The sequence below is a fragment of the Streptomyces sp. NPDC007346 genome (assembly GCF_040703535.1).
Classification (GTDB): Bacteria; Actinomycetota; Actinomycetes; order Streptomycetales; family Streptomycetaceae; genus Streptomyces.
In genome coordinates this window covers 17,753-44,099 of sequence record NZ_JBEYKR010000003.1, presented here as the reverse complement: position 1 = coordinate 44,099, position 26,347 = coordinate 17,753, and the positions used below count along the sequence as shown (strand labels likewise).

The window sequence follows — 26,347 nt, the reverse complement described above, 5'->3', positions numbered from 1 at the left end:
CCCCTCTCGAACTGGTTTCAGAATGGCGACGCACTCCACGTGATGCGTCATCGGACGCATGTCATCCGGATGCACTAGGAGAAACAGCAGGTCAAGACGATCCTTCCCTTCCGTCTAAGGCCATCAGGCGCAGAGCGTCACACGAGCGCCAAGGCAGAGGAAGCAATCTGTCCAGTGATCCCTGCGGAGCCCCCCCAGGCGTCGGTACCCATGGCCATGTTCTGTCTGTGGCACCCACAACGGAACAATGATTCAGCGCAGTGTTGATCGTTGGAATGCCCCATGCGGGCGGCGCCTAGCTCATGGAGCGGATGACGTATCCGTATCTTCATTCCTTCCGGCCACGGGAAGCACATACTCACCGGCGAGACGCGCCAAGTGCAGAGGGAGCGGCCGGGAAAGGGGCGGGTAGTCGTCGTGGTAGCGCAACTGGTGTGCCAGCGTCGCCCATTCCGCCGGCCGGTCGGGCCGGCCGCCTCCGCGCCCCGAGTCCGCCAGCGCCTTCTCCGACAGGCAGCTGAGCACGGTGATCTCCAACTGCCCGGGGTTCCACGCGGTCTTCCCCGGCGCCGTCCGGCCCTGCGCCGTCGGCACCAGCTTCATGAGCCCCTTCGGCAGCTTGGCCACCGTGTGCGGGGTCGACGCCGTACTCGCGAAGACGCGGCTCTCCGTGTCCGCCGTTCCCCACACCCCTTCGGCGAAGCCGACTTTGTCCTTGCCGTCGTGGGCGTACCACTCCGCCACTTCCTCCCGCGCGTTGGCGTCCCGGACGAGCAGCACCCGCAGGTCGTCCCCGTAGAGGGTGTGGCGCTGGGCGGGGCCGGTGCCGAAGCCGAGCATGTCGCGGGCCAGCTGACCGTTGCGCAGGCCGGGCCAGCACCGGCGGAGGTTGCCGGCGTCCGCGAGCAGGAGCGTCGGGCGGTCGCGGAGCTGGAAGAGCAGCGCGCGAATCTGCCGCTCGACGGAATCCGCCGCCCGGGTCGCGGCCGGTTCCGTGACCGGCTTCCCGGCGGCATCCACGGCCGGTTCCGCCGCCGGTTCCGTGGTCCGGGAGAGCAGTAGCAACAGCTTCGGGTACGGCACCCACGCGGCCCGCTCGGCGTCCCACCCCTCGATGGCGCCCGGCCCTTCCCCGGGGCGCACCCGCACCGCGACCAGTCGCCGGACGGGGCACCGGGTGGGTCCCTTCCTGGTGTGGCGGACGAGCCAGAGCGCCGCGTACTGCAGGTCGCCGGGGATTCCGGCTCCCACCCGGTGGGCCGGCGGGCTGATCGCGCCGAGCTGCCGAAAGGCGTCCAGCCAGGTCCACCTGGCCCGGTGCTCCAGGCCGCTGTCGGTGTCGTCGGGCAGGTTGACGAACTGGCTCAGCCGGCCCTGCCGGGCCCAGGCGATGCGCAACGCGTGCTTGGGGTCGGAGTCGGGCACGGCGGCGAAGCGCTCCTTGCCGGCGATCTCCGCGATCACCGCACCAGCCCCTTCGGGGCACGGGTCTGCCTGGTCGGCCACGAGCCGGCAGCGCCCTTCCACCGCTTCGGCCAGCCGGACGGCCCTGGGCCGCCGGCGTTCCCGGGAGACCGGCAGGGCGTCGGCCAGCGGCCCCGCGGGCCTGGCACGTACCCGGATCTCGACGCCTTCGCCCCGCCACCGCCAGGTGTCGTCGTCGGCCGGCCCCACCCGTTCCCCGGCCGGGAGACCGATGAGCTTGGGCAGCTCCGCGAGGAGTGCGGCCCGGGTCTCCGGGGACTGCCAGAAGACATCGACCTCCAGAGGGCGCCCGTCCAGCGCACGCGCCAGCGCCGCCCTGCGCTGCAGGGCCAGCCGCACGTCCCGGACACCCGGACCGTTCCCGGCGCCCGAACGGGGCAGCAGTGAGGGGGTGTTGCTCCGGGTGACCCGTGTGAGGTCGGGGATGCGGGTCAGCATGGGGCGCAGCCCCTCCTCGACCCAGGCGTCCAGGTCCGACCGCTCTCGTGGCATCAGCCCGGGTCCGACCTTGTGGGGGCCGATCGACGGGTGGTAGACGATGCCGGCGGCCACGTCCCCCGCCCCGTTGATCCAGCGTTCGGGGTCATCGAAGAGTTCCGCGGGTTGCGGGTAGTTGCGTACGATGTCCAGTTCGGGCATGAGCGGTGCGGGGCTGTGGTGGCGCCAGGCCAGCTCCTTCGACCGCCGGTCGTAGCCGAGGGTGTTGACCATCAACCGGTGGCTCCGGTCGGGCCCTCCCGGCCACGGCAGCGGAGCGTCGAGCAGGACCGTCGTGCCGCCGAGCCGGTGGGGGCGTACCTCCAGCCGGGTGGCCCACCTGCGTACCTGCGTGGACACATGGACGCGGAACCGTGGGGCGAACGGCACGGTGTGGACGGTGATGTTGAGGCAGGCCGAGTAGTACCAGGTCTGGCCGCCGCGCTCGTACCGCTGGGGCGGCCACGAGACGAGTCGCGCACCGTTGCCGGAACTCTCGACGCGGAAGTGGAGCGTGGCGCCCCCGGTGCGCAGCGACCGGGCCGCCAGCCGGAAGGCGATCCACTCGGGCAGCAGGCTGTAGAGTCGTGCGACGGGTTCGGCGGTACCGCCCGCCGACGTCACGGTCTCGGCCAGGTCGACAGATTCGTCCTCCCATTCCGGGAGTTGGACGGTATCGGCCGGGTCGGCGGAGCGGAGCCTGTCCTCCAGCTCGGCGCCCTCGCCGTCGTCGTCCTCCCGGTTCATGCCCGCCGCCCAGGTGCCGATCACGGGGGCCAGCACCTCCGGCGGAACGGTTTCCCGCGCGTAGAGCCATGGCAGCCGGCCGTCCGTTCCCGCTTTGCGGCCGGTCGCGATGACACCGGGGGCCATCGCCTGGAGCAGGGAGTTGAGCCTGCGTACGGGGAGCCGGTCGGGGCGCACCGACTCCTTTGTGGCCTCGGCGTTCATCCGGGTGAGTTCGGTGTGCAGCTCCTCGCCGAGCCGCAGGACCCTCAGCTCCTCCCGCCACGGTCCGTGGAGCAGGTCGGGTTCGTACGCCGTGACACGAATGGTGTGATACACGAAATTGCCTCCTGGCAGCTGGAGTCCGGGCCTACGGGCGGGCCGGGACGGGAGTCGGGGAGAGCAGACGGGTGAGCATGCTCCGGAGCGGTCCGTACAGGGCGTGGGCGATGAACTGCTCCTCCACGCTCTTCGTGCCGCCGTCGAAGTACGGGTCCAGCACGTCGAGCACGCTGTGCAGCAGGCTGGAGGCAGGGGTGTCGGGGCGTGGGGTCGCGGCCGCGAGGTTGGGGGCGAAGGCGGCGTCGACGAAGACCACCCGGGCCGGTACGCCGCCGCGCACCAGCCGGCCGATCACCTGCCACATCAGGACGAGCATGTCCTAGGTGACCTGTTCCCGTACCTCGTCGCCGAGGCTGCTCCATGCCATCGGGCGGGCGAGCACCGTGTACCAGTGCGACCGGGCGAGGCCGCGTACCTCGTCCGCGCCCTCCTCGACGGTGGCTCCTGCCTGTACCCAGGTGGCGAAATCGCCGCCGGTGACGGCGCGGACGATCCAGTCGTTGACGGCGTGGACGGCCAGGTGCAGGTCCTCGGGGTGCGGATTGGGCCGTGCCAGGAAGTAGACCGTGCCGATGGCCGCCTCGGCGTCGTCGTTGAGGATGTTGTGGCCCCGCTCCACGGCCAGCAGCGGCGCCACGAGGATGTCCGCCTCAAGGTCCTTGAGATGCTCGACGTCACCCCGGCGCAGCGACCGGGCGCGGTAGGCGGACGGCGCCTCGTCCTCCGGGGCGATCTCCTCGTCGTCCGAGACCAGGCAGAGCACGCTGTCGCGCCAGCGGGAGTTGAGGTTGTGCAGGGTGTCGGCCACGGTGCGCGCCTCGGCGTAACTGCCGACCAGCAGGAGGATCTGGTCGCGCCCCGGGGGCAGGGAGAGCAGTTCCCGCTCCAGCGGGCCGCCTTCGAGGGCTTCGTACTCCCCCGCTCCGAGATGGGTGGCGATGCGGCGCAGCTTCTCGGGGCGGTCGTCCGGGTGGGTTCCCGACAGCCGCAGCATCTCGTCCCCGTCGTCGATGAACTCGAAGCGCATCAGGCTCTCGTCCGCGATGCGTTCGGTCACTTCGGCCGGCGGTTCGATGATCACGCCGACCGGGACGCAGACGTGATAGCGGCTGGACGCCCCCGCCCAGCTGCTGCCGGACATGAGCAGCAGATGAGCGCCGGGCCTGCCGTCGACGGAGGCGAGGTGGGGCATGGCTCTCAGCAGTTCGCGGCCGACGCCGCTGCAGCGGAAGAAGGTCAGCTCGCCGCTGCGGACCCCGCCCTCGTCCTCGCCGGAGACCCGGAACTGGAAGCCGAGCACATTGCCCATCGGGGCCTCGGGCACCATCGGGCCGTAGTCGAGCGGCCGGCGGTACATCGTGTTGTAGCCGAGGCTGAGGGCGGCCTCGACGCGGGGCCACATGGCGTTGATCATGGCGAGCCGGGGTTCCAGGGCGCTGCGCAGCAGCGTGAATTCGAAGCGTTCGGCAAGCTTCTGCCGCCACTGCTCGGGGGTCGCGGGCGGCTGCCTGGGCTTCTTGCGGCGCCCGCGCTTCCGCTGCCGTTCCTCCTCCTCCCGCTGCCACTCCTCGTACTCCTTCTTGTACTCCTTCTTCCGGACGGCCATGTACTGCGGGGTGATCTTGAAGACGTCGTCCATGACCTCGGCCAGGCGGCGCCGGGTGTTCTCCGGGTTGCCGGTGTGCAGCAGTTCGTTGAGCAGGGCAGTCAGTCGGCCGAAGTCCTCCTCCGTCCTGCGGCGGCGGTCGCCGAAGGGGTTGTCACGGAAGGCGTCGAGGAGCTTGCCGAGTGCCTGCCTGGGGGCGTGGTTCTCGTGCTCCGGCCCACTGCCCCTGGGCAGTTCGTAGCGCTCGTCGAGCAGTTGGAGCTGGAGCGTCCAGGCGCTGAAGTAGCCCGTACGCACCCACTTGCGCAGCTCGTACCCGGCGACGAGCATCGCGTACAGCCGGTCGGTGGCCGCTCCGGCGGTGTTGAGGGCGGCGGCGAAGGTCTCCACTTCGCGTTCGGAGAGCTGGGTGCGTCCGCTCGCCGCCAGTTCCCGGATCTTGTGCCGGCTCAGCTGGTCGATGAAGCCCTTGTCCTCGTCGCTGGCGAGGACAAGGGCGGGCGCGAAGACCTGGTCGAGCTGCATCTGCACGCGGTCGGCCTCGTCGATGATCACGAGATCGCTGCGCCGGCAGGCGAGTTCGAGGTAGCGGATGCGCTCGCCGTTCTGCGGCCGGGGCGGGGAGGCGTCGATCAGCCCGGCCGGTGTGGCCACCCAGATCAGGGCGCCGACCAGCGTACGGGCTCCGTGGTGCCGGGGGCAGACGGACCAGTACGGGCAGGTCTTGGCCTTCTTCTGCCATTCGGAGGCCCGTCCGTCCCCCTTGTCCCGCCGGGAATCCGACGGCGGCCGGAGCCGGGAGCAGGGCGCCTCGCCGAAGGCGAGCTGCTCGGTGGACGAAGTCGCCCCCTGCCGCCTGATGTTGAGCACGCAGGAGGTCCCGAGGTAGGCGAAGGCGGGGTCGTCGTGGGCGAGCAGCCGGTGCTCGCCCCGGCCCGCGAGCCGGCGGTGCAACCGCTGGGCGTGCCGCTCCCGGCCGGAGGAGCCGAGCACGGGTGCGGCGGCGCCACCGGTGTGGAGGTTGTAGAGCCGGACGAGCTTCAGCACCTCCGCGACATCGGTGACCACGATGGTGGTGCGCCTGCCGAGCTTCGCGAGGTGGACGGCGATGATGTCGCGGAGCGTGCTCTTGCCCGCGCCGACGATGCCGAGCAGGTGCTGGATCCCGTCGACCGTGAACGTGAAGTCCTCGTCCCTGCCGGCCTTGTGGAACGCCCCGTTCTCCCTGGTGGACAGATCGAAGGCCCGCAGCCGCTCCAGCCAGCGCGGCGGCCGCCCCCCACCGGCGCGGGCGTGCGTGGCGTCCATCTCCGCCGCGGTGCGCTCCAGGCTCTTCCTCGTGAAGACCAGGGGCTCCCCGCCCCCGGCCGGCTCCAGGTCCATGTTGTGCGCGACGACGGGGGTGTGGGGGACGGACGGCAGATCGACGACAGCCATGGTGCGGCTGACGGGGAAGGCGTGCGGGCCCTGGCCCGCGACCGGGATGCGTTTGCCCTCCAGCGGCGGTGCGGTGCGCAGCAGTTGCTCGTACACGGAGAAGCGGTCGGCGGCGACGGAGAGCTGACGGCGGGTGGCGGGCTCCTCGGTGTCCGGTACGTCGTAGCCGCGCACCCGGGGATCGAACAGCTGGTAGCTCTCCAGCGCCTCGCGCCAGGTGCGGCTCCTGCGCAGCGTCCACAGCGAGTACCGGGCGGTGCGCAAGGTCTGCCCGGTGTCCGGCGGAAGCGGTGCTCCGTACGCCTCGGCGAAGCCGTATCCGCTGAACAGCACCCATGCGCTGCCCGCGGAGCTGCCCGGCATCAGCTTCTGCTGGAGGTACAGGCCGAGTTCCACCTGGCAGAGGGCTTCCAGCGCGGGCTTGCGCTCGGACTCCCCCAGGAAGGCTCCCAGGGCGCGGAGTACGTCGGTCAGGGGCGGGGTGATGCTACGCATCGTTCTCCTTCTCTCCCCGGACCCGTCCCAGATCGGGTACGAGGTCCACGGGTGTGGTGAGCACCAGCCGGTCCCGCAGGAACGCGGGAAGGGCGTCGATGAAGGTCTCCCGGTAGCCGTCCCGGCCGGCGAGCGCCTCGGGGACCACGACGAGAGTGCGGTCCGCGGGGGCCGCGCTGCCGGCGAGATGGGCGGCGAGGAGAGCCGGCTGCAGGCGGTCGTACACCTGGATGTCCACGGTGTCGGGACTGGTGTTGGGACCGGTGTCCGTCAGCCGGTAGGCGCACAGGGGCCCTGGCAGGGCCGCGTGGCCGATCCCGGCGCGGTCCAGTGCCTCCCGGGCGGCCTCCTCGGTCCGGTGCGGCAGCGCGAGGAACATCCGCAGCGGACTCCGCAGGATCCAGGCCTGTTCCGGTTCGCGGATCAGTTGCGGGGCGTCGTCGCGCGGGCATTCCTCGCCCTCGCACCAGAGGTCCTCCCCGGTGGCCGGCGGTCCGGGTACGAGCCGGTCCCGTTCCCGGGGCAGCGCGGGGAGCCCGCACACGGGGCAGCGCAGGAAGACACCGTCGGCGAGCAGGGATTCGGGCAGCGGCCCGTAGAGGTCCTTGACCTGGCTCCAGACGGCCTTGCTCCAGCCCGGTCCGAAGCGGTCCTGCTGGTGGACCACGGGGTGGCGGGCCAGGAACCTCCGGCACCGCCGGTAGCGCTCGCCCGTTCCGCACCGCGCCTCCAGGTCGTCCAGGAGCGCGCCGGCGTGGCCCGCCACACCGCCGTCCGGCCCGTACGAGGCGACTTCGAGGCACGACCGGGTCGGCATCCGGCCGACCGGATGGACCAGCGTCGTGCCGGGGGTGAGCAGCGCGGCGGGGACCGCGAAGAGCGGGTCGTCGGCCGGCCGGGTCCGGCACCACTCCCACAGCTCCGGCAGGCTCTTCGGCGGTGTCTCCCCGACGTCGAGGCAGTGCAGCACCGTGCGGTCCAGCGCACGCTGGGCGAGGCCAGGATGGGGCAGGGCAAACGAGCGGAGACCCTGGACCTCGGCCAGGGCCGCCACCATACGGGCGAGTTCCAGGAAGAGTTCGGTGCCCATGCCCTCCGGCGCCTCCCCGGTCGCCGCTCGGCCGGTGCGGCGGGCCGCCGCCCCCGCCGTCATGCCGCCACTTGGGCGGCGGCCGACGCCGAGCACCAGCGGGCCACTTCGCACCGCTCGCAGGAGCGCCCGGGGACCGCCGCGTAGAGGTCGTCCCCGTGCCAGTCGGCCACCATCTCCAGCAGGACTCCTTCGGCCGCGGCCCGGTTGGCGGGGGCGAAGGGGTCGATGATCTCCAGATCGGCGCCGCCGGGGCGCAGCACCTCCAGCTCGACCCGGGCGCGGGACGGGGCGCCGCCCAGGTCGCCACGGGCGACCAGCACGACCGCCAGGGCCAGTTGGGGGTAGGTCTCCAGCAGGGGGCGGTTCGACCGCCGGTCGGTGGCCGAGGTCTTGGTCTCGCGCCACACCCACGAGTCGGCGTCCCGGTAGAGCAGGTCGGGTGCGGCGATCACCACCACGTCGGCGGCGGTGTCGTGCCGCACCACCCGGGGTTCGGTCCGCACGTCTGTGCCGTCCCCGACGCAGCGCAGCGGGCAGACCGCGGCGTGCCGCCGCAGCAGAAGGGCCCCGAGCGTACGTTCGTGGTCGGGCAGGTCGTACCCGTCCGGCACCCACTCCTCGGGCACCTCGACCGTGCACGGGCGGGGCTTTCCGTGGCCATGCCGGTCGGCGAGGTAGGCGTGCAGGGCCCGGCCGCGCTCGGCCGTCACCTCGCGCTCGACGGAGTCCGCCGCGGGCAGGTGCAGCCGTCGCAGGTGGTCGCGGGCCGGGCAGGCCCGGTAGTTGCGTCCGTTGGTCACCGACCAGGTGCGGCGCGGCCGGTCCCGCGCCTCGACCCCCAGCAGTCCGGGCGCCCGGCGCAGGGCCGGGCAGACCGACAGGTAGGGGCATCCCCCGCAGGCCGAACCGGGGCGGTACTCCTGCCCGTCGAGCAGGCCGGCCAGGGCATCAGGGCCGTGCTCACGGTACCGGGCGAGCGCCTGCGCCCGGCTGCCGGCGAAGAGTTCCCGCGTCCGGCCGTCGGACAGCGCGAACTCCACGACCCGTACGTGCTCCGGTGGCGGGCCGGGGGTCCCTTCGGCCAGTACGAGGGCGACGGCGGCGGTGAACCCGTCGGGCGGCAGGTCCCGGTTCAGGCGGTGCACGGGCAGGCGGAGTTCACGGTGGGCACCGTCGGCGGAGGCCAGGCAGCGGCCCCACACCGTGAAGCGGTACTCCCCGGCGTTCCGTGGGTCCGGGCCCGAGGGCCGGTAGCGGTACGCCCACGGCTCGGGGACCTCGGTCAGGGGGCGTTCCGGGTCGGTGGGGAAGGCCGCCTCGTATGCCTTCACGCCATGGTCCGACCAGTTCCTCAGGCCGTCGTGCGGGGGTGCGGTACGGGCCCGGGGCGGGCCGCCGGAGGGCCGGAAGCGGGCGTCGCAGGCAGCCATGAAGGGGCCGAGGGTGAAGTGCTCCAGCCGCTCGCGGCGGCGCGGTGCGGGATCGGCGGTGTGGTAGCCGCGAGTCTTGAGGGCATCGGCGGCGGGGCATCGGAATTCGCCTCCCTTGAACATTCCGGCGGATACCGTGATGACTTCGGAGGTGCGGGTCACCCCGTCGGGGGGCAGCCATGGCTGTGACATTTCCTGCTCCTTTTCTGTACGGAGGAAAGAAGGGTGGTCATGAGAGAGATCGAGGAGATCGGCAATGTGGAGGAGCATTACGAAGTGCTGGACATGGTCGGTGACGGCGGCCAGGGCGACCTTTTCCTCGCCCGTGACCGCCGAAGCGGGGAGAGGGTGGCTCTGAAACTCCAGAAGGCCCGGGATCTCGGACCCGAGAGCGACTTCCACTGGGCCGGCAGAAACCTCCTCAAAGAGGGCTCCCGCATGATGATGCTGGCGGGAATTCAGGCGATCCCTGAAATCATCACCACCGGGACGCACCGGGGGCGCCGCTGCCTGGTCATGGAATTCGTCGAGGGGCGCCAACTGCAGAACGTCCTGTTAGCGGCCCGGCCGGTCAGGAATCCCGGGACCGTCGCATCGGTCATCGGCCAGCTGTGCGAAATTCTGTGGGAGGTGCACGACCGGCATCTGGTGCACTGCGATCTCAAACCCGAGAACGTCATCGTGCAGCCGGACGGCCGTCTCCGTCTCATCGACATGGGCCACGCGATCATGGCGGGCGAGCGGACATCCCACGAGCGCGGCACGCGTGGCTGGGCCTCCCCCGAGCAGTCCGACGCATGCGATACGGGGCTGACGCGGCAGGCGGACATCTTCGGGCTCGGCTGCATCCTGCTGGAGATGACCGTCATGCGGCTGCCCTACGGCGGACTGGAGGAACGGGCGGAACGGGGCGGCCCGGTGCTGCCGGCCGACCGGCTCGCCAAGCTCCCCCGGGAGTTCTCCTCCCTCGCGCTGCGGATGGTCCGGTGGGAAGCGGAGGAGCGCCCGTCGGATGTCCGTGAAATGTTCGACCAACTCCGCCCGTACCTGCCCCGGCCGGGCTCGCGGCGCCCGTCGAAGCGGCTGCGCCCCGACCCGACCGAGTACTACCGCACGTACCCGCCCCAGCTGTGACGGTGGCCCGGCGGCTGGGGCGGGTCACCTCAGCCCTTCCAGCAGCTCGCGGATCTCCCGTACGCCTTCGCCGCCCATCTGCTCGCGCAGCACGATGACCTTCTCCAGCTCCCGTACCGCTGCTCCCGTCTCACCGGCGGACACCAGGACGTCCGCGAAGAGCCGCCGCGCCTTGACCTCGTAGGGCCAGTTGCCCTGTTCGCGGTAGATGTCGCAGGCCTTCCGGTACAGAGCCACGGCCTCCGCCCGCTCGGAACGGGAGAGGTGGACCTTGGCCAGGGTGAAGAGCACGTCGGCCAGGCCGCTGCGCTCCACGGTGCGCTCCACCGCCACGAGGGCGTCCGCGCACCGGCGGAGCGCCTGCTCATGGTCGCCCCGGTCGTGGTGGAGCGCCCCCAGGGCGTTCAGGGCGGCGGCCTCCCCGACCGGGTCGGACACCGTCCGGCACAACTCCAGGGCCTGGCACAGCGCTTCCTCCGCCCCTGTCCAGTCCTCCTGCTTGCGCAGGGTGATGCCGAGCCGGTGCAGCGATCGGGCCAGACTCAGCCGGCCCTCCTCGCTGCGGTCCTCTGTGCTGAGCCGGACGGCCACGCGCAGGTTGCCCACGGCCGCGTCGTACCTGCCGAGCCGCCACTGCGTCCCCGCCAACATCCGGTGGACCATGGCGCAGTCGACCGGGGCGGCGACGGATTCCGCCGCGTCGACGGCGTACCGGAGGTTCTTCAGCGCGTCGTCGAGGCGGTGGCGGCGCCACTGGTAGGTGCCCAGGGCCATCGGCAGGAGCCATGCGTACCGTTCGATGCTCCGGTCGACGGCTAATCGGATGCCGCGCTGGACGGCGTCGTACTCCTCGTCCAGATACGTCATCGCCTGCCCGGGTTCCACGGGGTCGATGACCGTGACCCCGTCGGGCTCGCCGATAGGCAGGGTGCGCTCATGGTCGAGCACCTGGTCGCAGGCGCGGACGTTGTGCAGCTGGTGCTCCAGCACTTGCCGTACGGTCGCCCGCTCGATGTCCCCCCTCACTCCGTCCGGTCCCGGCCGCACGTCGTGGCGAGCGAAGGCCCGCACCAGGTCGTGCAGCCCGTAGCGGTCGCCCTGGAGCTCCACCAGGTTCGCCGCCACCAGCTCGGCCAGGGCCCGGTCGGTGCGCGCTCCTTCGCCCGCCGCCCTCCCGAGGTCCATCACCGCCTCCCAGGAGGCGGTGGGTCCGGGGTGGAGGGCGAGCTGCCACAGCAGCAGCCGGGCCTCTTCACCGAGCACGCGTACGGAGCAGTTCAGCGCGGCGCGGACCGACAGCACGTCCTCCGGCAGGTCCAGGGCGTCCAGCTTCGCCCGCTCCCCCCTCATCTCCCGTACCAGGGCGGAGATGGTACGCAGCGGACGCGCGCCGTTCTCCAGGAGCCGGGCCACCACCGTGAGGGCCAGCGGCAACCGGCCGCAGAGGTCGACCAGTTCACGGAAGGGACGGTCGTACGTCTGCCGGTCCTTCGGCGACACCTACTCCTGGAGCACCTCCAGCGCGTCCGCCTCACACAGCGGCTCCATTTTGCGGAACAGCACCTTTCTCTCGGATTGCAGGCGCAGGAGGTCGTTGCGGCTGGTGATGATCACGGCGCAGGTGCCGTCCCCGGGAAGCAGCGGCAGCACCTGCTGAGCGTTGAGCGCGTCGTCCAGAACGATGAGCACCGAGCGGTGGGCGAGGGCCGAGCGCAGCGCGTTGCTCCTGCTCTCCGTTCCGGTGACCGTGGTGTAGGGCGGGAGCGTGGCCAGGAACCCGTCCAGGATCTCGGCCGGTTCGGCGGGCCGTACGTCTCCGCCGGCGAACCCGTTCAGTCCGGCGTGCAGCACCCCGTCGGGGAAGCGCTCCCGCAGCGAGCGGGCGAGTTCGTGGGCCACCGTTGTCTTGCCGACACCCGCCATGCCGCTGATGAGGACCAGCGCCAGATTCCCGGCGTCCTGCTGCGCGCACACGGCGTCGGCGAGGCCGTGGATCAGCTGCTCCTGTCCGACAGGCCTGCGTCCACTGCCCGGCAACTGGTTCGGCACGGGCGGCAGGAGCGTCCCGCCCTGCCGGTGGGAGACTCCTCGGACCAGATCGATGGCGTTCTGCAGGTCGGGGTCCGGATTTCCGTTGCGCCCCCTCCACCCGGTGATGAGCTGTTCACGCCGACGCTTCGGCAGGTCGTCATGGGCGAGCAGATAGAACCGGAAGATCTGGGGCAGTTGGGGTGCGCGTTCGTACCATTTCTCCGTCTCCTCACGGAGCCACTTCGTCTTCCTGGACTTCCAGGCGGCGTCGAGCCGGGCGTACACGGCGGTCATCAGCTCCGCCCGCAGTTCCTCCCGGCGCAGCTGGAAGCCGCTCTGGGGCAGCCCGCACAGCGGTTCGCCGCCGTCCCACTCCTGTAGAGCCGCGCCGAGCCGCTCGAACCGCTCCGGGTGGCTGAGCCCCTCGGCCTTCGCCACCTCGTCGCGGAAGCGGAGCAGGTCGACATCTCCCTCCGGCACACGGAGCGTGCAGTAGCCCGACCTGCCGCCGTGCGGCACGACCTCACGGCCCAATTTTTCCGCAGGTCGGAGATGGCGCGGTCGACCAGCTCGGCCGTCTTCTCGTTACCCGGCCAGATGGCTTCGGCGATCTCCTCCCTGGTGCACCGGCAGCCCGGCGATGTCACCAGCAGTGCGAACAGCGCGGCGGCCCTCGACCTCCCGAAGACCCTCCCGCCGCCGTCCCCCTCCGCACTGACCGGGCCCAGCACGTACCCCTTCATGGCCGTTCCCTTCTCCGCACCGGAAGCCGTGATCCGGGCCCCTCGACGGCACCCCCTTCATCTGTGCGTTGCGCTGTACCACTTCACACACGCGTGCTCCTTCACGCCCCCAGGGCTCAGTTTTCCCTCAGTTTCCGCCCAGCAGCCTTCTCCCGTACCCGGGCACGATGGCACCAGCCGCTCGCAGAAGCTCGAGACGGCGGTGTAGCCAGCCATCGACCCAACAGGAAGGACACATCAACCTCATGAACAACCGCCAGCGAAACCGTCGGGCGAGTCGTCTGCGCCAGTCCCCCGACTGGCCGCCGAGCCGCCGCCGGCGGGCGGGCGACCGGACCGAGGGCACCACGCCCACGACTCCGCGCACCGAGGCGCCGGACTCCTCGCCCTCCGAGACCGCCTGAGTTCCACAGGTTCGTGGGTGCCCGTCCCGGGACGGGCACCCACCCCCTCGCCCCCTCCGGTACTCACCTTCCGGTGAACTCGCCGCCCTTCCGCATCTGTCACACGCTCGTGGTCGAAGACGGCAATTCCCGGTCGAAGAGACCAGCACCGCATACGTACGCATCAAAGTGGGGCACCTGGGGCTACTTCCCACTCCATCCCGGTCTGCGGCGATATAGCCACCCCGCAGCGCTCCAAACCATCCGGAACGTCCAGCACCCTGAGCTCAGAGAGAGGATATTTCCTGATGTATGGATACTCCAGTAGCACGTTCACCTCGGTGAGGCGGCACTTCGACGAACTCCGAGCCGACGGAGCGGTCCTCGTGACCGTTCCTGCGGACAGCGACGGAGCGGAGCCGGTCCGGCTGACCGCCACCGAGACGCACGACGCCCTGTACGGGCCGGACTCCGACCCGCAGTTCGCCGCCGCGGTCTGGAAGGAGCTACTCCGCTCCGCGCTGAGTGACCGCACTCCGCACGGCACCGGGAAACTCCTGGTGATCTGGCTGGCACTCCCCCGGCTGACCGGAACGGTCTACCGCGTTTGCACACGCCTGCGCGCCGATCGATCCGACGTCGAGGCCGAGATGGCCCTGGCCCTCCTGGAGGAGCTGGCGGCCCCGGACGCCGCGAGCCACCTCTGCGACTCGTCCCTGATCCGCTCAGCCCGCACCAGGGCCTGGCGCTTCGCCCGTGACGGCCTGCGGGAGCTTCCCTCCACACAGATCGAGCACATCACCCAGGACCACGCGCTCACTGCGTCCGACGGGGCAGCGGACGCCCCCGTGGAGGAGTGCCTGGACGTGCGGGTCGACCGTCCGGACACCCCGGCCGGGCTGCGCGCACCGCTGCGGTTCCGGGTGCGTCCGGAGCATCTGCGCAGGGGCACTGTCGTCGCCACCGACGACGGTGCAAGGGACCGTTCGACACGCCACCGCCCCCGGAAGCGACAGTCCGGTCGACGCGTGGGCACCCTGCCGGTCCGCCCCACAGGGAGGCGAGCATGAAGGGCCCGGCGCCGGGCCGGCTCAGCTTCACCGAGATGTTCGACCTGCCCGTCGCGGTGGACCTGAGGACGGCGGCCAAAGCCCTCGGCATCGGCTCAACGACCGCGTACCGGCTGATCCGTGAAGGCCAGTTCCCCTGCCCGGTCATCCGCGTCGGAAGACGGTACCGGATTCCGACTACCGATCTGATGCGCGCCCTGGGGATCGACAACCGATCCCTTTACAGCGTGGACCCGGAACTGGACCCGGACTGCCGGGAAACAGGGTTCTGACCAGAAGAGCCTTGTGTCCCCACGGTGTGGCCCCGTCACTTCGCCCCCGGGGCCACACCGCCCCTGCTGCTCCATGCTCCCACCCATCCGTAACCCGGTGGCGGCCCCGCTGAGTCGACACCGGGCGGATGATCGTGCTCTATGGCAGAGGATCCTGATCGGCCTGAGGAGAAAGCTCGGCATCCGGTTTCGGCACTGGGTCAGGTTCCTTAGGCGGGAGGGAGGCCACGTATGCCCGACGGAGGTTCGAAGGCAAGGCAGCCGTAGAGCTCGTAACACAATCATGATCGGTGCTTCATTGGCCACAACAAACAGTGAGCGTTTTCAGCCCTGCCTCTCCAGGGTGAGGGCGGCCTTGGCGATTGACGTCATTCGATTCGGGCTGCATCGTGATCTTCGGAAGATCCGCCAGGACTTGAGTCGTGCCATCTCACGCTCGACGGGTGCTCGGGACGTGGCCGGTGCACGGTTGACCGTCCGTTCTGTCGGGGTCAGATGGCCGCCGGGCGGGCGTCTGCGCCCGGTGGTGACCCAGGGTCCGGCGCCCGTGTAGGCGCGGTCGGCCAGTATGGGACGCCTTGGCGTTCGCAGATCCGGATGATCTGGTGAGTGCGTGCCGCGGTCAGGTCGTGGCACCGGCCCGGCAAGGCCGGTGAGATTCACAGCATGTGCCCGGTCGAGTCGGTCAGGACTTGCACGTTCACGCCGTGGCGGCGGTGCTTGTGCGAGTAGTCGGCCTGGCTGTCGCCCACGCGGTCGCACTCGGCGAGTGTTCCGTCGAGCAGGGCGTACTCCGGTTCGCTCTTGCGCAGGACCTTCAGCAGGCCAGGCGCCTGACCGGCGAGAAGGTTGATCACAGCGGTGGTGTATGCGTGGGCGGTGCCAACTGAGATGCCGAAGCCGGCCGCGATCTGGGCCAGGGTGTCGTGCTTGCGCAGGTACACCAGAGCGACGAGCGCACGTTGGTACGGCGGGAGCTTGCAGCGGCGGTCACCCTCGCGGGTGACGATGAGCATGGTGAGCCACTCGACCAACGCGTGGGGCAGGTCGAGTGCGGCAGGATGAGGACCCAACGAGGCACCTGCGCTGATGAGTTGAGACGTCGAACACCTCCCTCAACAGCGCGGGTGCCTCGTGCGTTGTGGCCAGTCGCGCAGTCACCCATCAGTGGCCACTCTGAAAGAGCTCAGTGACCAAAACTCGACCGCGATTGGATCCCAACGGGAAGAGGGGCTACAGGCCCGTCGGCAGCCGACCGGAGCCGACCCAGGCTCCGCCCAGCCCCTCCGACCACTGAGCCGGACACCGGTGACTCCGACGAAGGATGACGCTGAAGGCACCCGCCGCGAAAAGTCACTGGCCTTTGCCTGCACGCAGGGGATTTACGTGCCGATGAACACCTGCCCGGCAGCCAGTCCCGATTGTGAGGACCCACGAGCGCATCGCGCCCCTCAGCCCCGGCGTACGCGCGCCCACGAGTGGGTGGCGGAGGTCGGCGACGTCGCGTTCGCCCTGCTCCGGAGCCGCCGTGTGGTGTCGGGTGATTCCCGCTTGGGGTGCGCGGTGCGGCGGGGGCGACAGAGACCGTCCGGGAGCGCTTCGAACGCGCCTGGGCGACCGCGTTTTCGGTGCGCCCATAGGCTCAACGGGCCATCAAGCCAGCGTCACTTGAACGTCAAGAGCGTTCGCAAGACAGCCACCGCAACAACCTTCAATACTGCCCTCACTCCAAAAGCGCAGGTCACAGCGGTTCGGGCCGACCGACCTGTTACACAGGCGAAACAGGTCGAGAGGCGACCCTGATACAGAAAGCCACAGGTCAGACGCGCTTTGCAACAGGCTCCAGGATCGCCACGCACTCCACATGATGCGTCATAGAGCTCGTAACACGATCATGATCGTGTCTTCTTGAGGCGTCTGAAGCAGATCAGGCTGCAGGCGAGGGAGACGAAGGCGTCGTGGAGTTCGGTGCGGCGTTCCCAGCGCACGGCGAGCCGCTTGAACTGGTGGAGCAGGGCGAAGGTCTGCTCGACGACGTGGCGGAGCTTGCCGATGCCCTTGATGTTCGGTGAACCCTTGCGGGAGATGACGGGCGGGATTCGTCGGTTCCGCAGTGCGTCCCGGTGGGCGTTGGAGTCGTAGCCCTTGTCACCGAGCAGGGATTCAGGTCGGCGGCGGGGACGGCCGGGGCGTCCTGCGACGGGCGGGATGCCGTCGACCAGGGCGAGGGTCTGGGTGACGTCGTTGACGTTCGCCGCAGTCGTGATGACCTTCAGTGGGATGCCGCGTCCGTCGCAGATCAGGTGGTGCTTGCTGCCCGCCTTCCGCCGGTCGACCGGCGACGGACCGGTGTCGGCGCCCCCCTTTTCGCGCGGATGTGAGAACCATCCACGCAGGCCCGCGACCAGTCGAGCTCGCCGGCCGCGTTCAGCTCGGCGAGCAGGACCTGGTGCAGCCGGTCGAAAGCTCCTGCCTTCTGCCACCGGTCCAGCCGGCGCCAGCACGTCTGCCCCGATCCGAAGTCCAGCTCCAGCGGCAGGAGTTGCCAGGCTATGTCGTTGTACAGGACGAACAGAATGCCCTGCAGACAGAGCCGGTCCGACACCGGCCGAGGCCCCGGCGACCGCTCCGGCCACGGCGGCAGCAACGGCTCGATCAACGCCCACAACTCATCGTCCACGATCCACGGTCGAGTACCCACACCATCACGAACGGCCGAATCGTCACACCGGTAACGCTCGACCAGCCCACATCAACAAGATCGTGTTACAAGCTCATAGCCAGAGTTCCTCTCATGAGATCCATCTGACCTGCTGTCACCACCCACCACATCTCGGGGGAACCTCAGGGAGAACCACAGCGGTGTGCCGTTCGCGGTGGCGATGACCTGCACATTCATCCCGTGCCGCTTGTGCTTCTGCGAGTAGTACGGCTCGCCGGCGGCCACACGGCCGGCAGGGATCAAGGTGCCGTCGACGATGACGTGCTCCCACGGCTTCACCGCGGCCAGGGCGTCATGGAGGCCAGGCGCCTAGTCGGCGAGGATCTCGACCGTCTCGTTGACGTACCGGCCGGCGGTCGCAGTGGAGACCCCGAACCCGGCACCGTCCTGGGCCAGCGTCTCGTTCTTCCGCAGATGGACCAGCGTGAGCAGAGCCTGCTGAAAGCAACCCAGCCTGCTCCACCGGGAGTTCAATTCACGCCTTCGGGCGTAGATCAGCCAGGAAACGTGCTCCACGACCTCGTGCTGGACATCGAGCATGGCAGAGTACGGGACCAACGAGGCTCCTCGGACGTGGCGTGGGTGCGTAGAGAAGACCACCGCAACGACCAGGAGCCTCGCCTCGTTGCGAACCCCGATCACCACCGGCCATCACCCTCACGTCACAGGATGAGAACAGCTCACTGAGCTTCTTCAGCGGTGACGCTCCAGAGTGAGGACAGCTTTGGCGATTGACGTCATGCGGTTGGGGCTGCATCGGGACCTGCGAAAGATGCGCCAGGACTTCAGTCGCGCGACACCGCGCTCGACCGGCGCCCGCGCTTCGGCCAGGGCCCGGTTGATGGTCTTCTCGGCGGAGGTGAGTTCCTGCAGGGGCCTGTGTTTGATGCCGGTGGTCAGCCACGGGCCGGCGCCCTGGTAGGCGAGATCGGCCAGAATGGGAACGCCCTGGCGTTCGCACATCCGGATGATCCGGTGGGTGCGGGCAGCGGTCAGGTCGTGGGTGCGGCCTGGCAGGGCGGGTGACAGCCACAGCAGCCGGCCGCCGGGATCGGTGACGACCTGCACGTTCACACCGTGGCGCCGGTGTTTGTGGGAGTAGTCGGCCCGGCCGTCGCCGACCCGGTCGCACTCGGCGAGGGTGCCGTCGAGCAGGACGAACTCGGGTTCGTGCTCGCGCAGCGTCTTCAGCAGACCTGGTGCACGTTCGGCGAGCAGGTCGACAACCGCGCTGGTGTAGGCATGGGCCGTGGACTCGCTGATCCCGAACCCGGCGGCGATCTTCGCCGGAGTGGTGTGTTCGCGCAGGTACGCCAGTGCCACCATCGCGCGCTGTGACGGGCGGAGTTTGCAGCGTCGGTCGCCCTCACGGGTGACGATCAGCATAGTGACCCACTCCACGAGTGCGTGCGGCAGGTCGAGTGCGGCAGGATGGATGACCAACGAGGCCCCCGAGCAACGTGATGGAGACGTCAGACATCTCGATCAACAGCCCAGGGGTCTCGCTCGTTGCGCCTCACGACCCATAACCCGATCAGTGGCCAACTCGAAGAAGCTCACTGAAAATCAGGCCGGTGAGATAGCCAGTTCCGTCGGCGAAACCGTGGGGCCGAAGACCGATAGCTGAACGACCGGCTCTGACCCGAAGCACATTTACTTACTTCGGGTCAGGGCCAGGGAACCCTATTGAAGGACCCCGCCTGCCAGGCGGGCATTTTCACCCTTCGCCCGAAGCTCTCTGCCTGAGCAGAAGGCGAAGCTAGAGGTTGATTCTGGGTTGCCTGGCAGGGTTTCCGTAGGACAAGACCCTTTTCAGACCAACCCCCAGCTTGCGGATGTCGAGATCGGGCGAGATGGCCAATGGGACGTCATTGGCCGGCAGTTCGAGTGCCTCAACAGCATCGTCATCGAAGCGGAGGCGCAGTATCCCATGCAGGATAGAAACTTCCTCAAGGCCGCCGTAGTGCACCCCGTCGCTCTCGTTCACGACGCAATAACTGTCGGTCTCGTTCCGCACGTCTTGCTCTTTCACCTCGTCCCTTAGGGGACGCTGGAAGTCAAAGTAAAAGCCATCACTCTCTGCATCTTCTCCGTCCCCAATGAAAACGGTGAAAGTTGCACCTGGCACCGCTTCTCCGATGACCAGCGCAGTGATCGCCCAGTACGTGGATGGTTGAGTCACCTACCCCAACTCCATTCCCTCTTGCCTTGCCTGTACACGAAGGTCGCCCCCAGTTCCTCCGCCGCCTGCTGCATGCGCGCCTGACAATTCTGGCACGGCGGCTTCAGCCCATGAATGGTAACTGTGTCGCCCGACTTGATGGGCGCCAGATTTGAGTAGGGATCGCCGTTAATGTCCATACTGGTCGTGCCGGACATTCGGATCACCCGAGTCTCCGTGTGGGACTTCGATTGACTCTCCCCGCCGGCCATGCTGCCACTTCTCAGGCTGTAGGTGACTACCATCTGGCCGTCGCGAGTCACCTCAACCCTGGCCCAATGAGTCTTCGTGGTAGTCTTGCCCGTTATTGAACCTTTTCGGTCACGCGCCTTCCTATCTCCATAGGTAGGCTTTCCGGACTTGGCCATTGGCTTGTGAGCGAATACTGAGGCCAGGACCCCAGGAACCAGATAGTAGCCGCTTGCCGTGTCCACCCCCGATTCGGCCATCTGTTCGTCGTATCCGGGACCGAACCCGCAACCGGGTTGTCCCCACCCGCCATCGCCCCAGCATCCATCATCCCAGAGCCAGCCAGCCCCATCGATGGCGTAGACAACGTTGGATACAAGGCCAGTAATGGCTGCCTCGAGTGGTCCAGGACCCTTCTCTACCGCTCCGCTCATTGCATCGCGGGTGCAGTTTCCCTGCAGAACGGAACAACTACCGGATCCTCCGCTACCACCACCTCTGGAGCCGCCCTTGCCGCCGCTGCCGGCCGTAGCCGTACCGCCAGTGAAGCCAGTCCCAGGCGGCGCATCCCAGTTGAGCCCTGCAGGAGGAACCGGCGCCGCACTGTTGTTACCGGGTCGGCCGTTGCCCGGGTCAAGGCGTGTACCTGTGGGGTCGGAGTTAGTTGCGGGGGCTTGGCCGCCGTAGCTGTAGCCGTTGAGGGTCTGGTGTTTGTCGAGTTCGAGGATGGGGTCGACGCTGATGAACTGACCGGTCGCCGGGTCGTATTCACGGGCGCCGATGTGGGTCAGGCCCGTTGCTGAATTAGCTGGCTTACCGAGGAATGCCTTGTCGTCGGGCCAGGTCGCTGGCTGGATTCCGCGCGTTCCTCCGAAGGGGGTGCTGAAACGCTTGGTGACGACCTGGGTGGTGGCGTCAGTGGCGATGCTGCTGGTGCCATGGTGGTCGCCTGCCAGGAAGTTGAGTTTGCTGCCCGCAGTGCCGAGAATGGCCGTGCGCACGGCAATGGTCTGGCCGGCCGCGCTGTAGTAGCGGGTGCCGGAGACCGTCTTCGCCGTCCCCTTAGTCTTGAGGCGTACCTCCGTCGAGCCGAGGTAGAGGATCGTGTCGCCGTCGCCGCTCGCGCGGCGGATCAGGAGTTCCCCGTCGGCGTCGTACAGGTAGGTGGTGCCGAGGGCGGGTCTGGCGCCGACGGCCGGTTCGGTGGTGGAGGACAGTTGGCCTTCGGTGTTCCAGAGCAGGGTCTGGGTGGCTTGAGTGCCGGGGCGGCTAGTGGTGTTGCCCGCGAGGTCGTAGCCGTATGTCGCGGTTCTGGCTCCAGTGGTCTTGACGAGTGGGTGCGGCTGGCTGGCCGGGGTCTTGTACTCATAGCCGGTGGTCGCGTCACCCGTGGTCGTGTGGGTGGTCTCGGTGCTGCGCTGGCCGGCGTTGTTGTACGTGTAGCTCATCCAGTACGGTGCCGCCCCATCCAGGTTGGCTGTGGAGCGGCCCGTGGTGGCGCAGTCGGCGGTCTTGGGGGTCCAGGCTTCGGTGAGGCGGCGGTGCGCGTCGTAGGTGAAGCACTGGTTGTCGGCCTTGGTGGTGCCGCCGAGTGTGGTGGGGTCGAGGATCGACTGGACGTTGCCGGCGTCGTCCCGGGTGAAGTTGAGGTCCTGCAGCATGTACGGGTGCGTCTGGTTGGTGACGTGGCTGCGGGTGAGGCGGCCGGTGCCCGCCTCGTACTTGTTGGTGATGTAGGTGTTCTTGGCGCCTGCGCCCAGGGTGAGCTGTTCGACCTGGCCGAGTGCGGAGTAGGTGACACCGAGGAGGTAGGTGCTGGTGCCGGAGAGTTCGGTCGTCAGTCCGAGCGAGTTGTACTTGGGCGAGATGATCTCCTTGGGGAGACCACCGGCGGCCGGTTCCTTGGTGTTGGCGATGCTCCCGTCGGCGAGATACGCCGTTCCGAAGGTGAGGGGGGACGTGACCGCGCCGGAGGTGACCAGCGGGTCGTCGGCCGGAAGCTCGAGGTCAGTGCTAATGGGGCGGCCGAGCGTGTCGTGCTCCGTGATCCGCTTGGTGAACCTCTTACCGGTGGTGCCACCGACGTAGCGGGTGGAGGCGCTGGGCTGGCCCTTGAGAATGGTGTCGTAGGTCCAGTCGGCGAGCTTGTTCGCGTCGGCCTTCGCCGTCTGCCACAGGCCGATCTTACGGCCGAGCTCGTCATACTCGTACAGCAGCTTGGCGTTACGTGCGTCCGTGGTAAGGCTGACCTGGTCGAGGTCGGTGTACTCGGTGGTGGAGGCGCCCTTGTCCGGGTCGGTCGTGCCGGTCTGACGGCCGAACAGGTCGTAGGAGTAGGTCCACTTGGCGTCGTCAATGCCGGTGATGACCGACTGCTTGCCGTCACGGGTGTAGTCGTACTTGACGCGAGTGTAGGGGGTGCCGGTCGTAGCGCCGTAGGCCGTGTCGGTAGGTGCCGTGCCACCGTAGGTACGCGTCTCCGTGGTGCGTCCCAGCGCGTCGGTGATGGTGCGCATGGCATTGCCGCCATTGACGGCTGTGGTGGCCGTCGAATCACCTGTGTAGCTCGTAGTGGTCGACCAGCGGTCCTCGCCGAACACGGTAAGCGTGGTCTTCGTGGGCCGGGCCGCCGCGTCGTACGCCGTCCGGGTTAGGGCCGGGGTGTGGGCGTAGGAGGCCCGAGCGTACGTGCCTTCCGGCACCTTGAGGTTGTCGTAGATGTCGACGTACGTCTCGTAGGCCAGGCCACGCGAGTCGTAGCGGGTGTCGGTGAGAACCCGGCCGCCGAGGGGCGATGCGGTCTGTGTCTGGAGCGGGCGGAGCAGGGCGTCGGTGATGGCGTAGCTGGTGTTGTAGCTCTGGCCGTCGGCCTTGAGGGTGGCGACCGAGGTCCAGGGCTGAGTGCCGCGGGCGAAGTTGTAATCGTACTTCGCCGTGGGTGTGTCGATGCCCTTGGTGCGATTGGGTGCCCAGGTGCCTGTGATGCGGCCAAGGGCGTCGTAGATATTCTCGGTCTTCTTGAGGTTGGCGTCGAGCGTGCTCGTCACAGATCCGCGTGCCGGGTCGACGTAGGTGTACGTCTTGTGGATCTGGCCGTTGGAGGAAGTGAGCTTGGGCGCGGAGACAATAATGGCGGTCAGCGGGCCGGCAGCAGCGGGGTAGTACGCAGTGGAAGTGACATATCCCTTGGCGTCAGTGACGGTGAGCGGTCGGCCGAGGGAGTCGTAGGTCGTCTTGGCAGCGGTCTGCCAGCCGCCGTTGACGTTGGGGGGGCGGTCGACGGTACCGGCGGCAGCCGGGTAGGCCTTGGCTCTGCCGGACCAGGTGACAAGACCACGGGTCGGCGTCTGTGAGGCGGACCAGCCGGTGGCGGACAGATTGTCGTAGACCGCTGCAGTGTCGGAGAGGACATCGCCGCGGGTCTTGGACGTCGCGGGGAGGTCCAACTTGTCGTCGGTCAAAGTCGCGCCAGCGGAGTCCAGGCAGGCGGAGCCGACAACGCGGGTACGGGAAACCAGACTGGTCAGGCCCTTGGCTGGGTTGCGGGCGTACCAGGTACGGCTGCATGTCTCGTCGCCGGTCTTCGCCATGTCGCCACTTGACTCGGCCTGAGTAGCCATGCCGTAGGTGGCGTCGTACGTATACGTCGTGCTGCTACGCCGCCAGGTATTACTGACGGGTAGATAGGTGTTCAGGTAGGTCCGGGCAGTACGAACATAGTTCGCCTTGGTGTTCGCGTATGAGCGCTGCTGACTCGCAGTCTGCTTGTACCAGATGTTGTGCCAGGTGACGGAGACGGGCTCTGCGGCGTTGTAGGTGATCTCCTGGCGAAGGAATCCCGCGTAGACGTCTAGGTCCGTGGCATCGGTGACATTCAGCCCCGCGATATCAATCCCAAGAATCTGGACGCTGCGAGTGGTCCCGTCGAGGCGCTTGTCTCCGTGCATGCCCTGCATGTACAGGCGGACCGTCTTGGACTGCGGGTGGCTGGTGTCCCCGGTGTAGGTGGTGACCTTCTGGTAGCCGCGCCAGGTGGACCAGGTTCGCTCGTCCTCGGGGGTGAAGGGGTCGTCGTTGCGGTGCCAGCCAGGGCTTTCGTAAGTGTAGGAGTTTTCCACTGCGGGGTTCTGGCCGGCCGGGTCGGAGGTGGTGACGGCGGTGACGTTGTACTTGTGGAACCAGTCCAGTTTCGGGTCGCCGCCGTTGATGGGCCAGTAGACGGGGTAGCAGGAGAGGTTGTTGTCGTCCTCTGCCTTGGGCATCTTGCTGCCGCGGACGCACTGCGGGTCGGAGAGGGTGACCGTGGTGATGGCGCCGGTCTCGGTGGTGATGGTGTTGATGCGAGGCCGTGTCAGCGGGACGATGTTGTCGCCCGGGGCGTCGACGCGGTTGGGCCGCATGTGGTAGCCGAATTCCACCGGTGGTACAGAGATGGAACCACCGTTCTTGCCGATGCGCTGGAGTGACTTGAGGACCAGGGTCTTGTCGGACGGGTTGCCGATATCCGCGCCGTCCAGGAACTGATAGGTGAGCGCGTAGTTGTCAACCGCCTTGTAGGCGGCGGGCTCGGCAGCCGTGGACCAGACGCTTGTGCTGATGCCGGTGAGCATCTTGCGGGTGAAGAAGGCGGGACCGGTCGGCATGCAGTCCGTCTCACTCGCGGTGCAGAGTGCGTCGAAGGGTACGTCCGGCCATCTCTTGGCAGTGTCCTCCGTCAACGAGGAGCAGTTGTCGGCGGTGCAACGTTCGCTGTAGCTGAAGGTCACCTTGCCAGAGGTGGTGCCGGTGAACAGGGTATCCGCGCGCTGGCCGTACTTGATCTCCGTGAGGTAGCCGCCGCGGGTGTAGGCGGCAAGCTTGGTCTTGTCGCCGTTCTTGGCATAGTGGTTGGTGTCTGCCTTGTACCAGTAGGTGGAGGCGTTGCCGTGTACGTCTGTGACGAGGTCGAGGTTCCAGCGCCATGCCTGGTTCTTGGAGCGGCCGGAGAAGCTGGTGCCCGAGGAGTGGCCCGGTTCGCCGGCGTCGTCGCCGAACACCGGGACCGTCCAGACGGAGTTGGTGCGCTCGGTGCCGGCGCCGGAAAGCTTGTTCAGGCCGAAGGTGTAGGTGGTGCCGTCACCAGTGGTGACCTTCCAGTACTCGCCCTTGCCGTCGCCCTTGCCCTTGCCCTTGCCCTTGCCCTTGCCCTTGACGATGTTGTCGCCGTCGTCGCCGTTGTCAGCTCCGGTCCCGTGGGTGACCTGGGAGGCGTCATCGTTCTTCAGCCGCCAGGTGCCGTTGGTGTCGTCCTTGACAAGTTCGGTGGCCTTGCCGTTGAGGACGAGTGAGGCGTTCTCGTACTTCCAGCACTGGTCGGACTTGTCGTGCTGGCCGTCGTCGTCGCACGAGCCGTACTTGCGCTCGATGTAGGACGAGGTGAGGTCGAATCCCTCACCCAGCATGGAGCCCTGGTTGTTGGTGTTCGCGGTTCGGCCGTCGATGCTGCCCGAGTCGTAGGACAGCGAGAGCGAAGTCGCCGGTCCTGCGGCTGCGGGCGGAACGCTGACGGGGTAGGACCAGGTGAACGAGCCTGAGGAGCCGCCTGCCTCCCAGTTGGAGGAGGTCGCCAGCGGGGTTGCCTTGTAGTCGCCCGCTGCGGACGCCGGAGCGACGCCCGCCGTCACGGCGAACACGCTGGTCGGGACCGCGCCCCCCTTGGCCTCGGTTGTCTGCGGAACGGCGACCCGCGCGGAGACGGTCTGCGCACCGGCATCGTTCTGGGACTGCACGGGGGTTTGGGTGCGGCACTCCCGCTTCTGCGGGCTGGTCAGAGCGCAGGCGGGAAGGGACACCAGCCCGAGGCGGGAGCCCCAGTTGCCACCGATCGCGTCGGCGAAGGAGGAATAGTCGACGGTGAGCCCGGCGTCCCCCGCAAATTCGGCGGCGGCGGTGAATACGACGCCGGTGATGCCCGTGCTGCGGGCAGCCTTCTGATCGAGGACATTCACCGTAGCCATACCGTTGGCGGGCGCAGCCGGTCTACCGTTGTGTGCCGTGGTTTTCGCGAGCGGAAGCTCGGTAACAGAGACGAAGGCCGTACCGGAATCACCCGGCTTCCCTGATATCTCGTGGGTGCCTTGTGCTGCCTTGGGCCAGCGGGCGGCCTGCTCGCTGCGGGCCTGAGCAGCCTGCTGGCTGTTGAGGGCCTTGTTCTTCGCCACCCTTTCGCGGGCCTCCTCGGCCCCGAGCGCTGAGATGGCCTTGACCTTACTCACGCGGGGTGCAGGCACATCGGGGCGCCCCAACGGGTCTGCGGCCATCGCCAGCGGGGTGAGTCCGGTCGGTACGGAGAGAATGAGGGCCAGTACCCCGACCATAGGGGCACGGAGTCTCCGTGCACCGGAGGCGGAGCGGCGTCTTGCGCTGAGCCTCGCGAACGCGGAACGGGATCGGGACACGGACACGTCTTCTCTCCAGGAGCGGCCAGCCCACCAGCGGGCGGGACGGCAATG

Annotated in this window: 15 protein-coding genes and 2 pseudogenes; 4 read left to right on the top strand and 13 right to left on the bottom strand. The window is 68.5% G+C overall.

All coding sequences use genetic code 11. The annotated features are described in order from the left end of the window. Positions 1-300 precede the first annotated feature (300 nt). From AB0917_RS01670 to AB0917_RS01650, 5 genes are read right to left on the bottom strand one after another with little or no spacing between them, the layout of a single operon-like run. Complete coding sequence (locus tag AB0917_RS01670; protein ID WP_366817432.1) at positions 301-3,027, bottom strand: DUF3962 domain-containing protein; 2,727 nt, start codon at positions 3,025-3,027, stop codon at positions 301-303. Between the two features lie 31 nt (positions 3,028-3,058). Then, positions 3,059-3,346: a hypothetical protein gene (locus tag AB0917_RS01665; protein ID WP_366817431.1), complete on the bottom strand. Its 288-nt coding sequence runs from the start codon at positions 3,344-3,346 to the stop codon at positions 3,059-3,061. A gap of 3 nt (positions 3,347-3,349) precedes the next feature. Next, positions 3,350-6,568 carry a hypothetical protein gene (locus tag AB0917_RS01660; RefSeq protein WP_366817430.1) on the bottom strand — a complete coding sequence of 1,073 codons (3,219 nt, stop codon included), beginning with the start codon at positions 6,566-6,568 and terminating at the stop codon, positions 3,350-3,352. Next, positions 6,561-7,721 carry a hypothetical protein gene (locus AB0917_RS01655; RefSeq protein ID WP_366817429.1) on the bottom strand — a complete coding sequence of 387 codons (1,161 nt, stop codon included), beginning with the start codon at positions 7,719-7,721 and terminating at the stop codon, positions 6,561-6,563. Before AB0917_RS01655 ends, AB0917_RS01660 begins: the two co-directional genes overlap by 8 nt. Further along, positions 7,718-9,283 carry a PD-(D/E)XK nuclease family protein gene (locus AB0917_RS01650; RefSeq protein WP_366817428.1) on the bottom strand — a complete coding sequence of 522 codons (1,566 nt, stop codon included), beginning with the start codon at positions 9,281-9,283 and terminating at the stop codon, positions 7,718-7,720. Before AB0917_RS01650 ends, AB0917_RS01655 begins: the two co-directional genes overlap by 4 nt. Before the next feature lie 39 nt (positions 9,284-9,322). Here AB0917_RS01650 and AB0917_RS01645 point away from each other — a divergent pair, with 39 nt between their 5' ends. Continuing rightward, entirely contained in the window at positions 9,323-10,225 is a 903-nt protein-coding gene (locus AB0917_RS01645) for a serine/threonine-protein kinase (RefSeq protein WP_366817427.1), read from the top strand. Between the two features lie 24 nt (positions 10,226-10,249). Here AB0917_RS01645 and AB0917_RS01640 read toward each other — a convergent pair whose 3' ends face one another. Beyond that, complete coding sequence (locus AB0917_RS01640) at positions 10,250-11,725, bottom strand: tetratricopeptide repeat protein (RefSeq protein WP_366817426.1); 1,476 nt, start codon at positions 11,723-11,725, stop codon at positions 10,250-10,252. Then, complete coding sequence (locus AB0917_RS01635) at positions 11,726-12,736, bottom strand: AAA family ATPase (RefSeq protein WP_366817425.1); 1,011 nt, start codon at positions 12,734-12,736, stop codon at positions 11,726-11,728. Positions 12,737-13,244: 508 nt separating this feature from the next. Here AB0917_RS01635 and AB0917_RS01630 point away from each other — a divergent pair. The 3 genes from AB0917_RS01630 (at position 13,245) to AB0917_RS01620 (ending at position 14,724) form a co-directional block, all read left to right on the top strand. After that, the gene (locus AB0917_RS01630; RefSeq protein WP_366817424.1) at positions 13,245-13,403 is read left to right on the top strand and encodes a hypothetical protein; all 159 of its coding nucleotides are present in this window, start codon (positions 13,245-13,247) and stop codon (positions 13,401-13,403) included. A 365-nt stretch (positions 13,404-13,768) separates the two neighbouring features. Next, positions 13,769-14,452: a hypothetical protein gene (locus AB0917_RS01625; protein ID WP_366817423.1), complete on the top strand. Its 684-nt coding sequence runs from the start codon at positions 13,769-13,771 to the stop codon at positions 14,450-14,452. Continuing rightward, on the top strand, positions 14,449-14,724 hold the full coding sequence (locus AB0917_RS01620; protein ID WP_366817422.1) for a helix-turn-helix domain-containing protein: 276 nt from the start codon (positions 14,449-14,451) through the stop codon (positions 14,722-14,724). Before AB0917_RS01625 ends, AB0917_RS01620 begins: the two co-directional genes overlap by 4 nt. 324 nt (positions 14,725-15,048) lie before the next feature. Here the strand turns inward: AB0917_RS01620 and AB0917_RS01615 are convergent. The 6 genes and pseudogenes from AB0917_RS01615 to AB0917_RS01590 all read right to left on the bottom strand — a co-directional run bounded on the left by AB0917_RS01615 (position 15,049) and on the right by AB0917_RS01590 (position 26,056). Beyond that, positions 15,049-15,797, bottom strand: a pseudogene (locus tag AB0917_RS01615) (transposase family protein). Positions 15,798-16,616: 819 nt separating this feature from the next. Next, a protein-coding gene (locus tag AB0917_RS01610; protein ID WP_366817421.1) for an IS5 family transposase occupies positions 16,617-17,425 on the bottom strand; the annotation gives its coding sequence in 2 pieces (ribosomal slippage) (positions 16,617-17,092 and positions 17,092-17,425; 810 coding nt in all). Between the two features lie 147 nt (positions 17,426-17,572). After that, positions 17,573-17,986 (bottom strand): annotated as a pseudogene (locus AB0917_RS01605) (transposase family protein); the annotation flags it as partial. 153 nt (positions 17,987-18,139) lie between these two features. Next, positions 18,140-18,889 (bottom strand): transposase family protein, encoded by a 750-nt coding sequence (locus AB0917_RS01600; protein ID WP_366817420.1) that lies wholly within the window; start codon positions 18,887-18,889, stop codon positions 18,140-18,142. A gap of 316 nt (positions 18,890-19,205) precedes the next feature. Beyond that, positions 19,206-19,628 (bottom strand): Imm10 family immunity protein, encoded by a 423-nt coding sequence (locus AB0917_RS01595; RefSeq protein ID WP_366817418.1) that lies wholly within the window; start codon positions 19,626-19,628, stop codon positions 19,206-19,208. Further along, positions 19,625-26,056 carry an RHS repeat-associated core domain-containing protein gene (locus AB0917_RS01590; RefSeq protein WP_366817417.1) on the bottom strand — a complete coding sequence of 2,144 codons (6,432 nt, stop codon included), beginning with the start codon at positions 26,054-26,056 and terminating at the stop codon, positions 19,625-19,627. The genes AB0917_RS01595 and AB0917_RS01590 overlap by 4 nt, the downstream gene beginning before the upstream one ends. Positions 26,057-26,347 lie beyond the last annotated feature (291 nt).

Coding starts and splice junctions, on each gene's coding strand:
- AB0917_RS01655 (WP_366817429.1), bottom strand. CDS start 7,721: ATGACGGCGGGGGCGGCGGCCCGCCGCACCGGCCGAGCGGCGACCGGG.
- AB0917_RS01645 (WP_366817427.1), top strand. CDS start 9,323: ATGAGAGAGATCGAGGAGATCGGCAATGTGGAGGAGCATTACGAAGTG.
- AB0917_RS01665 (WP_366817431.1), bottom strand. CDS start 3,346: ATGCTCGTCCTGATGTGGCAGGTGATCGGCCGGCTGGTGCGCGGCGGC.
- AB0917_RS01620 (WP_366817422.1), top strand. CDS start 14,449: ATGAAGGGCCCGGCGCCGGGCCGGCTCAGCTTCACCGAGATGTTCGAC.
- AB0917_RS01660 (WP_366817430.1), bottom strand. CDS start 6,568: ATGCGTAGCATCACCCCGCCCCTGACCGACGTACTCCGCGCCCTGGGA.
- AB0917_RS01650 (WP_366817428.1), bottom strand. CDS start 9,283: ATGTCACAGCCATGGCTGCCCCCCGACGGGGTGACCCGCACCTCCGAA.
- AB0917_RS01630 (WP_366817424.1), top strand. CDS start 13,245: ATGAACAACCGCCAGCGAAACCGTCGGGCGAGTCGTCTGCGCCAGTCC.